The following is a 13165-nucleotide window of genomic DNA, read 5'->3' on the forward strand; positions in this document are numbered from 1 at the left end:
GATTCAGTACCCGTCACTCGAAATCGACTCGCGCGCTTTTTTGAATAGAAACGAGTTTGCCGAACAAAACGTCAGCGCTCACTCACGTCCCGCAGCCCACCCCATATCCCGTGCACAGATGCCCTCAGGCAGCAGCAGCCGCTGCGAGAGTTGCCGATGCGCGATCGTGCAGGCAATGAAACTGCATCCGCGCGAACAGTGACGTTCGATATGAAAATGAATCGTACATGCGGGCCGAACAGGAACGTCTGCCACGAACGCTCGACGATCGTGCGCGCGTTGCAGCTCCGGCCCTCGCCAGCCGGCAACCCCGCGCGCTCGAAGATCGCGCGCACCCGCCCGGCAAGCGACACCAGCGTGACGAACGGCACGATCCACAATGCGATATACAGCAGCGGCCGTCCGGCGAACGCGAGCGCGCCGAACAGCAAGCCATCGCAGGCCAGCATCAACGCCACCCCTCACGCCGCATACGCGCGCGAATTTCCGGCCTTCGGCAACACATGCGCGAACTTGCTGCGCGCAAGCTTCACAACGCTCGTCACACAGCCGATCCCGCACGCAAAAGCGAGCAAGCGGCCGTTCTTCGCATCGTAGTTAGCGGTATTTGCGCCGATCTCGACGAAGTCGATCGGGCGGCCGGCCAGCGCGGTGATTTCGGCGCATGCATCCGCCGGCAAGCCGTGGTGCGTGATGACCCATTGCACCAGTGCCGCTGGCGGCACGGTCTGTTGCAACAGCGCAGACACGAGGCGCTTCAGGCTGTCGACGGTCTGCGCCATGCCCGCGCCGCCACGCAGGCTGTTCGTCTCCAGCACGAGCGCGGTCTTCGCCGCCACGGAACGAGCGACCGCGGTGCGGCTTCATTGAAGTTAGGCATCCGGAATATCTCCGCCGTCATGCGCAGCGGTATGGATGAACCGACAGTAAGGAGGCTTGTGGCACGCCGACGAAAGCGGGCCGCCGCGACCCTCGTCGCGAAGCGGGCGGCCCGATCAGGCGCCCGCCGTGCGCAGCATCACTCCTGGATCGACGGCGCGGACTCTGCGTCGGCAAAACGCGGCTTCGCGTTCTGCAGGTCGCGCGTGTTCTTTTGCACGGCCACCGAGCCGAACAGCGCGAGCACGAACGACATCGCGTAGAAACCCTTTTCGCTCAGTTGCAGCGTGGCATTGAACAGGCCGACGATCAGCAACGCGATCGACAGCAGCAGCGCGATCCAGCTGAGGCCGTAGTAGATGCCGGTGACGGGAATACCTTCCGCGCGGTCGCGCACGCTCTTCTGCAGCGAGATCGCCGCGTAAAGGCCGAATACCAGCACGGTGAAGTAGTAACCCTTCTCGTTGAGCTGCATGCCGGCGTTCCAGAGGCCGATCAGGAACGCCGCGAAGCCGGCGAGCAGCGCGGCCCACGATGCTGCCACGAACGCGAACGACGGCTGATGGATGGTGGTCTGGTTCATTGCTTTGCCCTCTCTCTCTTCTTGTTCGAAATCGTTTTCGTTGAACTGCGTTTTGCGCATGGTAGCAGCTTTGGTCCGCGAGACGACAGCCGCCGGTGCAGTCTTACATGCCGCGCTGCGCGCGGCGCCAGCGCCCGGGCGTCATGCCGAGCACCGCGCGAAACGCCTTGCCGAAGGCAGCCTCGGACTGGTAACCGACCGCCTGCCCGATCTCCGCCTGACCGCGCTGCGTGTCCTGCAGCAACGCGCATGCATGCATCATCCGGATCTGCGCGACGAACGCGCCGACACTCATCCCGGCTTTCTCGCGGAAATGCCGCGCATACGTCGCGCGCGACATGGCCGCCGCGTCGCCAAGCGACTCGACCGTCCACGGCTGCTCCGGCGCCCGCAGCACGGCCTGGACCGACGGGCCGAGCCGCGCGTCGGCCGCGAGCGCGAGCCAGCCGGACGGCACGCTCGCGCCGCGGCCATAGGCACGCAGCGCATACGCGAGCAGCGCCTGGCCGAGCGCGTTCACGATCGCGCCGGCGCCCGGCTGCACGTTCGACGCCTCGGTGCGCAGCACGCTCGTCAGCAGTTGGAGCGGCTCGAACCCCGAGGCCTCACGCAATCCGACGTGCAGCACCTGCGGCAACGCGCGCATCAGCAATTCGCCTGCACCACGCGCGTAGACGAACCGTCCGCACAGCAGGTCCACACTCGCGCTGTGCGGCGCGGCCGGATCGAGATTCGACTTGACCGGCAGCACCGCGCCGTCGCCGGCACCCGAATCGCGTAGCGGCACGACCGGCTGCGACCGGTCGCGCCCCGTGTCGAGCAGGTCGTGTGCGCCGCCGGCTGGCAACAGCAGGAAATCGCCTTCGGCGAGCTGCAGCGTGCGTCCGTCGGCCGTGCGCAGTCGGCACGTGCCGGTCAGCACCAGATGGAACGCCGCCTCACCCGGCGGCAGCGGGTCGTGCGGCATGGCGAATGGCCCGTCGAGCAGGCATCGCACGTCGAGCTCGACATGGCTGCGCCCCAGCGACAGCAGTTGACTCAAGGCATCCATGAGACGATTGCGCTAAAAATTGACACTCTAGCGTATCGAAACCCTCAGCGCGAACGATCAGAATAGGTCTGCATCGCCCGAAATCGCGGCGCCCGCCGCCCTCCTCACCTCTTCTCGAAAAGGACGCATCATGCTGAACTGGAACGAATACCGGAAGGAACTCTCGACGCGCATCGGCGACATCGCCAAGCTGTCGCCCGATACGCTGGCCGGGTACAAGGCGCTGTCCGGCGCCGGCGCCAAGACCGGCCATCTCGACGCAAAGACGCGCGAGCTGATCGCGCTCGCGGTGGCCGTCACGACGCGCTGCGACGGCTGTATTGCCGTTCACACCGCCGAGGCGACGAAGCACGGCGCAACCAAGGAGGAAGTGGCGGAAGCGCTCGGCGTCGCGATCGCACTGAATGCAGGCGCGGCGCTCGTCTATTCGGCGCGCGTGATGGACGCGCTCGGCGACTGACCGTCACCGCAGTGCCGTCGCGGGCCACCCTGCTGCGTGGCGCCCGGCCGTCCGGCCGGGTGGCCACGCACCTCGCGATGGTTGAAGATTGGCCGGCGTTCTCGCGCCGGCAGCCGCCGCTGCGCCGCGCGCAGGCGCGGGCATGCCGCGAAGTCGGCTACCATGCGCGAACGATCCATCGTAAAGGAGCGTTCCATGTGCCGCTGGCTCGCCTATACGGGTAATCCGATCCATCTGGAAACCGTGCTGTTCCGCGCGAAGCATTCGCTGATCGACCAGAGCCTGCATTCGGAACTCGGCGCCACGACCACCAATGGCGACGGCTTCGGCATCGGCTGGTACGGGCGCCCCGACGAACTCCCGTTCCGTTACCGGTCCGTCCATCCGGCATGGAACGACCGCAACCTGCGCGAAGCCGCGCGCGCGATCCGCTCGCGAATGTTCATCGCACATATCCGCGCGGCGACCGACACGCCGGTACAGGAAACCAACTGCCACCCGTTCCGCCACGGCCGCTGGCTGTTCGCGCACAACGGGTTGATCCGCGACTTCCACAAGCTGCGCCGCGACCTGACGATGAAGGTCGATCCCGCGCTGTTCCCGACGCTCGAAGGCTCGACCGATTCGGAGCTGATGTTCCGCCTGGCGCTGACTTACGGCCTCGAACAGACGCCGCTGCCGGCACTCGAACGAATGGTCGGCGTGGTCGAGGAAACCGCCACGCGGCATCGCGTGGCCGATCCGCTCAACATGACGGTCTGCGCGACCGACGGCGACCGGATCATCGCGGTGCGCTATTCGAGCGAACGGCAATCGCGCTCGCTGTTCCACAGCACGTCGTTCAAGCACCTGCACGAACTGTATCCGCATAACCCGCGCATCGCCGAAGCCGGCGACGACGCGTTCATGGTCGTGTCGGAACCGCTCGTCGACCTGCGCGGTGCATGGGAGGAAGTGCCGGAGGGGATGGCGATTGTCGCGCATGGCGCGGATGTGCTGCAGCAGCCGTTCGCGCCGCGGCACAAGTAGCGGGCGGCGCCGTGCGCGCCGTCAGCCGCGGCGCGAGAACCGCATCCGGATCGAATCGAGCTCGGCCGGCAGCCGGCGCGAACGCTCGCGCCGCCGCGGCAGCGCGGCGAACCCGAGCCGCTCGTACAGCGCCCGGGCGCGCCCGTTGCGGGTCAGCACGTCGAGCACGACCTCGCGGCTGCCGTCGGCCGGCAACGCACCGGCGTCCAGCGCATCGCGAAACAACGCACTGAAGATACCCGTGCCGCGCTGCCGCTCGTCGGTCGCGCAATGCGCGACGAGGATCTGCGAACGCTTCGGCGCCGGGAGTTCCGTTTCGAGGATCAGCCCGCGCAGCAACTGGCCGATCGTGCGGCGCACGCCGAAGAAACGCGCGAGGGCCCACACGACATGCACGTCGTCGAACATCGTCCGCTGCCCGTCGTGAATCGCCATCACGGCAAGCACGGTGCCGTCTTGCGCAACCGCGACGCGGTGCCGGCGCCACGAGAAGCGCCCGTGACGCGAGCGGAATGCCCGCTGCAGGAACGCGATGCAGCGCGCGTCGCTTTCGCCGAGAAAGAACCCGAATTCGGCCACGCCGGACGCAAACACGAGCGGCCCGCACGCCGCCGCATCATCCGCATCGGCCGCGCGAAACCGCGCGGGCTCGCCGGCGCGCGGAACCGCCCGCACAAACGCGGCGGCCTGCGTCATGCGCTCCGTCCCGCCAGGCGCGACAACACCCGAACCGTCCGGCTGATCTGCTCCGGTTCGTGTGTCGAGCAGATGAAGAAACGCAACCGCGCCGCCTTTTCCTCGACGGCCGGATAGAAGATCGGCTGCACGTTGATCCCTTCGTCGAACATCGCATTCGCCCATTGCGCGGCCTTCAGCGAGCTCCCGGTAATCACCGGCACGACCGCATAACCCGCACTCGTGCCGGTATTCAGCCCGGCGGCGCGCGCCTCGGTCAGGAACTGCCCCCCGCGCGCCTGCAGTTGCGCGACGCGCGCCGGCTCCGCCTGCAGGCGTTCGAGCGCGGCCAGCGACGCTTCGGCGAGCGTCGGTGCGAGTCCGACGCTGTACAGAAAACCCGGCGCCAGATGACGCAGCATGTCGACGAGCGGCTGGCAGCCGGCGATGAAACCGCCGCAGCCGGCCAGCGTCTTGCTCATCGTGCCCATCCACATGTCGACCTGATCGGGGGCGACGCCGCAATGCTCGCGGATACCCTTGCCGGTCGCGCCAAGCACGCCGAGCGAGTGAGCCTCGTCGACCAGCAGGAACGCGCCGTGGCGCGTCTTCACGTCGACGAAGCGCTGCAGGTCGGGGAAATCGCCGTCCATGCTGTACAGCCCTTCGATCGCGATCAGCACGTGCCGATATTCGCGGCGCACGCGCGACAGCAGTTCGTCGAGCGCCTGCCAGTCGTTGTGCGGGAAGCTCAACCGCTTCGCGCCGCTCAGCTGCGCGCCCTGCACGATGCTGTTGTGCGCGAGCGCATCGTGGACGACCAGGTCGCCCGGGCCGAACAGCGCGCCGATCACGGTCACGTTGGTCGCATGCCCGCTCACGAACGCAACGCAGTCGTCGGTCTCGTAGAACGCGGCCAGCGCGCGTTCGAGGTCGCGCTGCACCGGGCGTTCGCCCGCGACCATGCGGCTTGCCGATGCCGACGTGCCGTAGCGGTCGATCGCGGCTTTCGCACGCGCGGACACGTCCGGGTCGCCGGCCAGGCCGAGGTAATTGTAGTTCGCGAAGTTCAGGTATTCGCGGCCGCCGATCTGCGTCGTCGCACCGGCGACGCCGTCGTGCACGCGGAAAAACGGCGAGTCGACGCGCAGCTTCTCGCCCATCTCGCGCATGATCCGGACCTGCTGATACTGCGGCATCGATTCGAAGCGGCTGCGCGCCGACGCGGTCTGCGCAGCTGGCGTGCCGGGCACGCCGGGCGCCGCCGCGGCATCGGTCGCGCGTTCCAGTTGCCGTTTCAGGGCTTTCGCCGCCAGTTGCTGGCGAAGATGCTCTCCCAGTGCCATCGCTTCCTTCGCTGTATCCTGAAAAGGCGCTATGTTACGCCGCGTATTTTGAAAAAGCGTGGATTCAAGTCTCGGAAAAGTCGGCCCACTGCCACGCATCGGGCGTAGCGAGCAGCGCATCGACCAGCCGGAAGTTCATTTCGTGGCTCGGCCGCAGCGCGCTCACGCGCGCCAGCAGCGGCGCACCGGCCAGCGCGAGATCGCCGACCAGGTCGAGTACGCGATGCCGAACGAACTCTTCCGGCAGCCGCATCCCGCCCAGCACGCGATTGCCGACGATGGACGCGGTACACGACGGCCGCGCGCCGCGCAGGATCGGCACGCCGCGCAGATACCCGGCGACGATCGCCGGCACGGCCCACTTCACGCGCCCGTACGAGCGCGACGGCGCGATTTCGGTCGCGAATGCGGCCGGCGTCAGCGCGCCGTCCCAGTGCATGTCGCCGAAGCCGCGCAGGTCGTTGCGTACGCTCAGTTCGTAGCGCGGCGCCGGCTCGATCCGCATTTCACGCCGCTGGTCGCCCTCGCCGTCCGTGACGACGACGGGCCGCAGCACCCGGATGAAGCGTTTCGGCGCATCGAGCGCGACGCGGCCGCATGCGCGGATCGCATCGACCCACGGCGTTGCGCTGCCGTCGAGAATCGGCACCTCCTCCGCGTCGAGCTCGACGATCGCGTGATCGATTTCGCACGCGAGCAGCGACGCAAGCAGATGCTCGACGGTGCGCACGCCGACGCCGTCGGCATTGCGCAGCATCGTGCAGAGCGGCTGCGCGCGGCGCAGCGCGGGATCGACCGGCAGCGTCGCGAGTGTGCGCCCGTGCGCGACGCGGCGGAACGCAATGCCCGTCACGCCGTCTTCCGGGCGTCCGGGCAGGATCCGCACGCCCACCCGGCGCCCCGTGTGCAGCCCGTGCCCGTCGATCGTCAGCGGCCGTGCCAGCGTACCCTGGCGCGTCGCCCAGCCTGCCGGTGCGCTCATCGGACAACCTCCAGCGGCGGCGACGCATGACCGGCGACGGCCGCCGGCCCGGTGTCGAGCATCGCGCGCGCTTCGCCGTCGATCGCATGCTTCGCGGCAAGCGCCGCGACGGCCTCCTGCGCGGCATCGGTCGCGGAGCCTGCGTCGGCATCGGCCGAGGTGCCGATCGAATCGACGATGCGCCCGGCCAGCGTCGTGACCGACGCGCCTTCGGCAATCGCCATCACCGACAGCTTGACCTCGAACGCTTCCTCGACGGCAAGGCCGAGCTCCATCCCCATCAGCGAATCCATGCCCATGTCGAGCACCGACTTGTCGAGCGCGATGCGGTCGGGCGTCATGTGCAGAATCCGCGCAATCTGCGCCTGCAGCGTCCGCGCCACCAGCGCGATCGCTTCGTCGCGCGGCAACGCGAGCACCTCTTCGCGCAGCTGCGTGCCGCCGTCGCGCGCATCGCCGCCGCTCGCGTGCGATTGCAGCAGCGCATACCGGCGCGCCTTCGCGGCCGGCATCCCGCGTGCCACCGCGTGCCAGTCGAGCCGGACCACGGCTTCGCCGGCCGCGCCTGCAACCAGCGTGCGCTCGAGCGCGACCATCGCCTCGTCGGACGTGATCGACGCACCGCCGATCCGCGACTGCAACGCTTCGCGCGTATCGGCGTGGCGCGCGAGGAAACCGACGTCCTCGAGCGGCCCCCAGGCCATGAACGTGCCCGGCAACCCTGCCGCGCGGCGATGTTCGACCAGCGCTTCCAGGAAGGTGTTGGCCGCGACGTAGTTCGATTGCCCCGGATTGCCGAGATAGGTCGTCGCCGACGAATAGACCACGAACAGGTCGAGCGGCAGCGCGCGCGTCGCGCGATGCAGGTTCCACGCGCCGGCCACCTTCGGTGCGAGCACCGCGGCCATGCGTGCATCGTCGAGATTGCGCACGAGACCATCGTCGATCGACATCGCGGAATGCAGCACGCCCTTCAGCGGCACGTCGCGCCGGACGATCGCGGCGATCATCGCGTCGACCGCCGCGGCATCGGTCACGTCGCACGACACGACATCGACGGTGACGCCCAGCGTGTCGCGCCAGCTCGCGACCTCGTCGCGCGCCGCGGCGGCGAGTTCGCCGGAGCGGCTCGCCAGCGTGATCCGGCGCGCGCCGCGCTCGACCATCCAGCGCGCGCTCGCGAAGCCGAGCCCGCCCGTGCCGCCGACCACCAGGTACGCACCCCGCGGATCGAGTGCGAGCGAGCCCGCGCCCGTCACACCGCGCGTCGGCGCCGGCGTGCCGGACGGATAGGTCACGAGCACCTTGCCGATCTGGCGCGCCTGCTGCATGTAGCGGAACGCATCCTCGGCCCGTTCGGCGGGGAACGCGCGATACGGCAGCGGATGCAGCACGCCTGCCGCGAACAGCGCCATTACTTCGCCGAACAGGCGTTCGGTCAACTCCGGCAGCGCGCCCATCAACTGGTCGGCATCGATGCCGAAATAGCTGATGTTGTTGCGGAACGGCCGCAGCCCGATATGGCTGTTTTCATAGAAATCGCGCTTGCCGAGCTCGAGGAAACGACCGAACGGACGCAGCGTGTCGATGCTGCGCACCATCGCTTCGCCGGCCAGCGAGTTCAGCACGATGTCGATGCCCTGCCCGCCCGTCATCGCGCGGATCTCGTCCGCGAACGCGAGACTGCGCGAATCGAGCACGTGATCGGCGCCAAGCAGGCGCACGAACTCGCGCTTCTCGTCGCTGCCGGCCGTCGCGAACACTTCCGCGCCGAAGTGGCGCGCGAGCTGGATCGCGGCGATCCCGACGCCGCCCGCGCCGCCGTGCACGAGCACGCGTTCGCCGCGGCGCAGCCGCGCGAGTTCGACGAGCGCGTAATACGCGGTGAAGAACGTGGTCGGCACGGTCGCCGCTTCCTCGAACGACAGGCGTTCGGGCTTCGGCGCGATCGCTTGCGTACGCGTCCTGACGCGCGTCGCGAACGATGCCGGCGCGAAGCCGAGCACCGCGTCGCCCGGCGCAAATGCCGTCACCGCGCGGCCGACCCGGACGACGCGGCCGGACAGCTCCATGCCGATAGACGCGCCCGCGAAGCCGGTTTCGACCGCCTCATCGGACAGGAGCCCCATCGCATACATCACGTCGCGGAAATTCAGGCCGGTGGCAACCGGCTCGATTTCCACCTCGTCCTCGCCCAACGGGCTTTCGGGCAACGCAAACCATTCGAGATTGCGCAACGAGCCCGGCGCGTCGAACGCGAGCACCGACGCGCGCGCGATCGCGCCATTGCTGCGCGCCGCGGCTTGCGCGGCCGTCAACATGCGCGGCACCCGCCGCCCGTGTGCGCTCAGGACGACTTCCTCCTCGACTGCCGAGCCGGTCAGCTCGCGAATCAGCGCATCGGGAATCCCGTCCGCCGTCTGGTCGACGTCGATCAGGCGGCACGCGAGTTCGGGATGCTCGTTCGCGAGCACGCGACCGAGGCCCCACAGCGTCGCCTGTTCCGGGTGCGCATTCGCGGCCCCGGCAAACGGCGCGCCGCCGCGCGTGACGACGGTCAGCCGCGTGGCCGCGTTCGGCTGCGCGCCGAGCGCGCGCACGAGTGCCGCCAGCGCGATCGCGCCGTGACGCTGCGCGGCCATCAGGACGTCGCCCGTCGCGGCCTCGGCGAGCGGCGTTTCCGGTGCGCAGAACACGACGTGCGCTGGCTGCCCGGCCGGCAACGACGCAATCGCATCGACCGCGTGCGTGAGGTCGACGATATCGGCCGGATAGCCCGCCTGCGCGAGCGCATCGGCCAGTTGCCCGCCGAAACCGCCGACCGCATCCGGCGCGTGCATCACGAGCCAGTGTTCGTTGCGTGCGAGCGCATCGAGATCGCTCGGGTCGCTGCCATGTTGGGCGGCCTTCGTGCTCGCGGGATTGCGCGCGACGACGAACGTCGGCGTGCCGTCCAGGTCGAGCGATTGCTCGACGTGCCGCACAACGTCGACGTAGCCTGCGCGCGCGAGCGCGGCCTCGAGATCGGCCGGCGCCAGCGGCACGGGCGTGTCGGCTTCCGTCGACGCCGCCTGCGCGGCGAACACGATGTCGGAGAAACGGCCGCGGCGCGACTCGGCCAGCAGCAGCAATCCACCGGGCGCCAGCCACGACCGCATCGCATGCAGCGCGTCGGCCACGTCGTGACGGCCGCTCAGCGCGCGGTTCGCGACGATCAGATCGTAAGGCCCGGCGTCGTCGGCCGACAGCGACAATCGCTCGCCCGACTGCAGCGCCACCGTGCGCACCGCCGCTTCCGCGTCCGTGTCGAACCCGGCCAGCTGGCCGGCCGTCGCGGCAATCGTATGATCGCAGCGTGCGGCCGCGAGATGCATGCCGAGCGTCTGCAGCACGTCGCCGTCCGTCGCACCGAGTTCGAGCACGCGCAGCCGGCGTGCCGGCTGCCATGCGTCAACCGCGTGCCCGACGCCGGCCGTCAGCAGCGCGTGCACGTGCTGCCAGGTCGGCGACGCGGCAAGGAGTTGCTCGACCAGACTGTGGCCGGTCGGCGACAGCCCGCGTGCGCCATCCTTCGCGCCGCTCAGCACGTCGGCCAACGCCGCGCCGCAATGCGCAAGCAGCGTCAGCTCGGCCACGTGCGCCGGCGATTCGGCCAGCAGCCCGCGCCACAGCTCGTCGAGCGGCGGCAACGCCGCGCATGCCGCGTCGTCGCGTACGAGGTGCGCGCCGTCGCGATGGGCCAGGCCGTCCTCGACGAGCATGTCGGCAAGACGCGCCGCCAGCGCCGCACGCCCGGGCGCCGGCTGCCAGGTGTCGGCGAACGCGCCGAGCGCATCGAATGCGCGCAGCACGTAGAGGCTCGCGAGCACGTCGAGCAGCGGCAGGATTTCGGTCAGATGCCGCGTGCGGCGGCCGTCGTCCTCGGCCGTCTCGAGCCAGGCGACCGCCTGCGCAAGCAGCGCGTCGGGCGCCGGCAGACCGGCCGCATCGACATCGCCCGGCAGCGGCGCCTCTTCGAGGCGGTACACGAAGCGCGCAGGCAGGTTCTGCCGGCGGCCGACGAGGTCGACGCGCCGGAACCGGCAAGCGCCGAGCCGCGCGACGATCGCGCCTTGCGCGTCGAGGAATTCGAAATGCGCGACGACCGAATGCGGGCTGCGCCGGTCGATCCGCGCGAGCACGCGAGCGACCGTATCGCCGCGCAGATAGTCGACCCGGCCGATCTGCACCGGCACGTAAGCCGGATGCTCGCCATCGCGCGCGTGCGCGGCGAGCAGCGCGAACAGCGGATGAAACCCGCTGTCCATCAGCGCCGGATGCAGCAGATAGGCGGACAACGCCCGCGCATCGCCGCATGCGGCGGGTGCCGAGACGTCGGCCAGCGCCGCGTCGTCGCCCGCGGCGACCCGCACGCTCCGGACCCAGCGGAACGCCGGCCCGTACGTGAGGCCGATCGCTGCGGTGTTCGCATACAGCGTGTCGCCGTCGGCGGCCGGCAGCGCAAGCAGGCGCTCGAGCGTACCGGACGGGACGACCGGCGCGGCGCCGAGCGCGCAGCCGCTCTCCAGCATCCGCCCCGTCACGTTCAGCGTCCATGCGCCGTCCGACATCCGGTCGCGCGTCTCGATCGTGAAGGTCGCGGTGCGCGGCTCGATCACGAGCCGGAACAGCTTCGACTGCTGCGGCTGGAACACGACCGGCGTGCGGATCTCGACGTTTTCGAGTGCCGCATCCGGCGTATCGAAGAAGGTGCGCGCAGCGGCAAGCGCCATTTCGACGTAACCCGCGCCCGGGAACGCCACGCCGCCGTCGACGACGTGATCGGCCAGCATCGGCAGCTTCGCCGGATCGAGCTGGTTTTCCCAGCCGAATGCATGTTCATGCAGGCGATAGCCGAGCAGCGGATGCTCGCGGCGGCGATTGACGAGGCCGTAGCCTTCGACGGTCGGCGTCAGCCAGAACCGGGCGCGCTGCCACGGATAGGACGGCAACGCCGCGCGCGACGTGCCCGGTGCAAAGCGATCCGGATCGACGCTCGCGCCGTGCGCGATCGCCGCAAGAACCGCCTGCCGCAGCGTCGCCGCGCTGCCGTGATCGCGCTTGAGCGTCGGCAGCACCGTGCCGGCCACGCCCGCCGCCGTGAACGCCTGCTTCACGTATGTGCGCAGGATCGAATGCGGCGACACTTCCACGAACAGCCGGACGCCCTGCTCGATCAGATACGCGACACCGTCGCCGAAGCGCACGGGCTCGCGAATATTGCGCCACCAGTAGCGCGCGTCGAGCTCGGTACCGGCGAGCGCCCCGCCGGTCACGGTCGATACGAACGTACCGTTGCCCGGTTGCGGCCGCAGGCTGGCCAGTTCGGCCAGCACGATCGGCTCGATGCGATCCATGTGGCTGCTGTGGAACGCATAGTCGAGATCGAGCATCTGGAAGAACTTGCCGCTGCCGCGCAGCGCGGCCTCAAGTGCCTGCAGGCCCTGCAGTTCGCCCGCCAGCGTGACCGCATCGGGGCTGTTGATGCCGGCGATTTCGACGCGCCGCGCGAGCCCGTGACGCGCGATCAGTTCGCGTGCGGCCGCGTCGCCGATGCCGACCGCGGCCATCCGGCCGCTGCCGCGCGTCATCGACTGCGCGCGGCTGCGGATCTTGATCACGCGCACCGCATCGGCGAGCGACAGCGCACCCGTCACCCACGCCGCAGCAATCTCGCCGACGCTATGGCCGATCGCCGCGTCGTAACGCATCCCGCGCGCATCGATCACGCGGATCATGCCGACCTGGATCGCGAACAGCAGCGGCTGCGCGTTCTCGGTCGCGGCGAGCCATTCGGCGCCCGCGCCGGCCAGCCATTCCGCGCCCGGGCCGCCGCGCATCACGTCGACGAGCGACGGGCTGCCGTCGGCGCACCACAGCGCGTCGACTTCGTCGAGCGCCGCGCGGAAGACGGCGTTTTCCGCGTAGAGTTCGTTGCCCATCCCGACCCACTGGCAACCGTTGCCCGAGAACACGAGCGCGGTGCGCGGCGTGTCCGCGGGCGCCTGACCGGTGACCACGCAGGCCGGCACGCCTTCCCGCGCCGGCTGGGCCAGTGCCGCCAGCGCCGCGCGGCCTTCGGCCACGTCGGCCGGCGCGATGATCGCGCGATGTTCGAGCC

At 69.5% G+C, this 13165-nt stretch carries 10 protein-coding genes; 2 read left to right on the forward strand and 8 right to left on the reverse strand.

The genetic code is table 11. The features are described 5' to 3' along the window. Positions 1-71: 71 nt before the first annotated feature. The 4 genes from G3N62_RS21495 to G3N62_RS21510 form a co-directional block, all read right to left on the reverse strand. Positions 72-458 (reverse strand): hypothetical protein, encoded by a 387-nt coding sequence (locus G3N62_RS21495; RefSeq protein ID WP_051700952.1) that lies wholly within the window; start codon positions 456-458, stop codon positions 72-74. A gap of 3 nt (positions 459-461) precedes the next feature. Then, a complete protein-coding gene (locus G3N62_RS21500; protein ID WP_063830149.1) occupies positions 462-839 on the reverse strand; it encodes a hypothetical protein in 378 nt (125 codons plus the stop codon). A gap of 179 nt (positions 840-1018) precedes the next feature. Continuing rightward, positions 1019-1462, reverse strand: coding sequence for an inner membrane protein YiaA (gene yiaA, locus G3N62_RS21505; RefSeq protein WP_034187204.1), 444 nt, complete (start codon positions 1460-1462; stop codon positions 1019-1021). Positions 1463-1565: 103 nt separating this feature from the next. Beyond that, positions 1566-2513, reverse strand: a complete 948-nt coding sequence (locus G3N62_RS21510) for an AraC family transcriptional regulator (protein WP_069706542.1) — start codon at positions 2511-2513, stop codon at positions 1566-1568. A gap of 130 nt (positions 2514-2643) precedes the next feature. On the opposite strand from G3N62_RS21510, the gene G3N62_RS21515 reads away from it, so the two are divergent. After that, the gene (locus G3N62_RS21515; RefSeq protein ID WP_034187202.1) at positions 2644-2973 is read left to right on the forward strand and encodes a carboxymuconolactone decarboxylase family protein; all 330 of its coding nucleotides are present in this window, start codon (positions 2644-2646) and stop codon (positions 2971-2973) included. Positions 2974-3168: 195 nt separating this feature from the next. Beyond that, entirely contained in the window at positions 3169-4002 is an 834-nt protein-coding gene (locus G3N62_RS21520; RefSeq protein WP_124669270.1) for a class II glutamine amidotransferase, read from the forward strand. Positions 4003-4023: 21 nt separating this feature from the next. Here G3N62_RS21520 and G3N62_RS21525 read toward each other — a convergent pair whose 3' ends face one another. From G3N62_RS21525 to G3N62_RS21540, 4 genes are all read right to left on the reverse strand, one after another. Next, positions 4024-4698, reverse strand: a complete 675-nt coding sequence (locus tag G3N62_RS21525) for a GNAT family N-acetyltransferase (protein WP_124669271.1) — start codon at positions 4696-4698, stop codon at positions 4024-4026. Next, positions 4695-6023 (reverse strand): aminotransferase class I/II-fold pyridoxal phosphate-dependent enzyme, encoded by a 1329-nt coding sequence (locus G3N62_RS21530; RefSeq protein ID WP_049036330.1) that lies wholly within the window; start codon positions 6021-6023, stop codon positions 4695-4697. Before G3N62_RS21530 ends, G3N62_RS21525 begins: the two co-directional genes overlap by 4 nt. Before the next feature lie 64 nt (positions 6024-6087). Beyond that, positions 6088-7005 carry a UDP-3-O-acyl N-acetylglycosamine deacetylase gene (locus tag G3N62_RS21535; RefSeq protein ID WP_124669272.1) on the reverse strand — a complete coding sequence of 306 codons (918 nt, stop codon included), beginning with the start codon at positions 7003-7005 and terminating at the stop codon, positions 6088-6090. Continuing rightward, on the reverse strand, positions 7002-13165 hold a 6164-nt coding region (locus G3N62_RS21540), incomplete at its 5' end, for an SDR family NAD(P)-dependent oxidoreductase (RefSeq protein ID WP_206141293.1). The genes G3N62_RS21540 and G3N62_RS21535, both read right to left, overlap by 4 nt.

The organism is Burkholderia sp. Tr-20355 (assembly GCF_017104685.1).
GTDB classification, from domain to species: Bacteria; Pseudomonadota; Gammaproteobacteria; order Burkholderiales; family Burkholderiaceae; genus Burkholderia; species Burkholderia seminalis.

Coding starts and splice junctions, on each gene's coding strand:
- G3N62_RS21510 (WP_069706542.1), bottom strand. CDS start 2,513: ATGGATGCCTTGAGTCAACTGCTGTCGCTGGGGCGCAGCCATGTCGAG.
- G3N62_RS21520 (WP_124669270.1), top strand. CDS start 3,169: ATGTGCCGCTGGCTCGCCTATACGGGTAATCCGATCCATCTGGAAACC.
- G3N62_RS21515 (WP_034187202.1), top strand. CDS start 2,644: ATGCTGAACTGGAACGAATACCGGAAGGAACTCTCGACGCGCATCGGC.
- G3N62_RS21525 (WP_124669271.1), bottom strand. CDS start 4,698: ATGACGCAGGCCGCCGCGTTTGTGCGGGCGGTTCCGCGCGCCGGCGAG.
- G3N62_RS21530 (WP_049036330.1), bottom strand. CDS start 6,023: ATGGCACTGGGAGAGCATCTTCGCCAGCAACTGGCGGCGAAAGCCCTG.
- G3N62_RS21535 (WP_124669272.1), bottom strand. CDS start 7,005: ATGAGCGCACCGGCAGGCTGGGCGACGCGCCAGGGTACGCTGGCACGG.
- yiaA (WP_034187204.1), bottom strand. CDS start 1,462: ATGAACCAGACCACCATCCATCAGCCGTCGTTCGCGTTCGTGGCAGCA.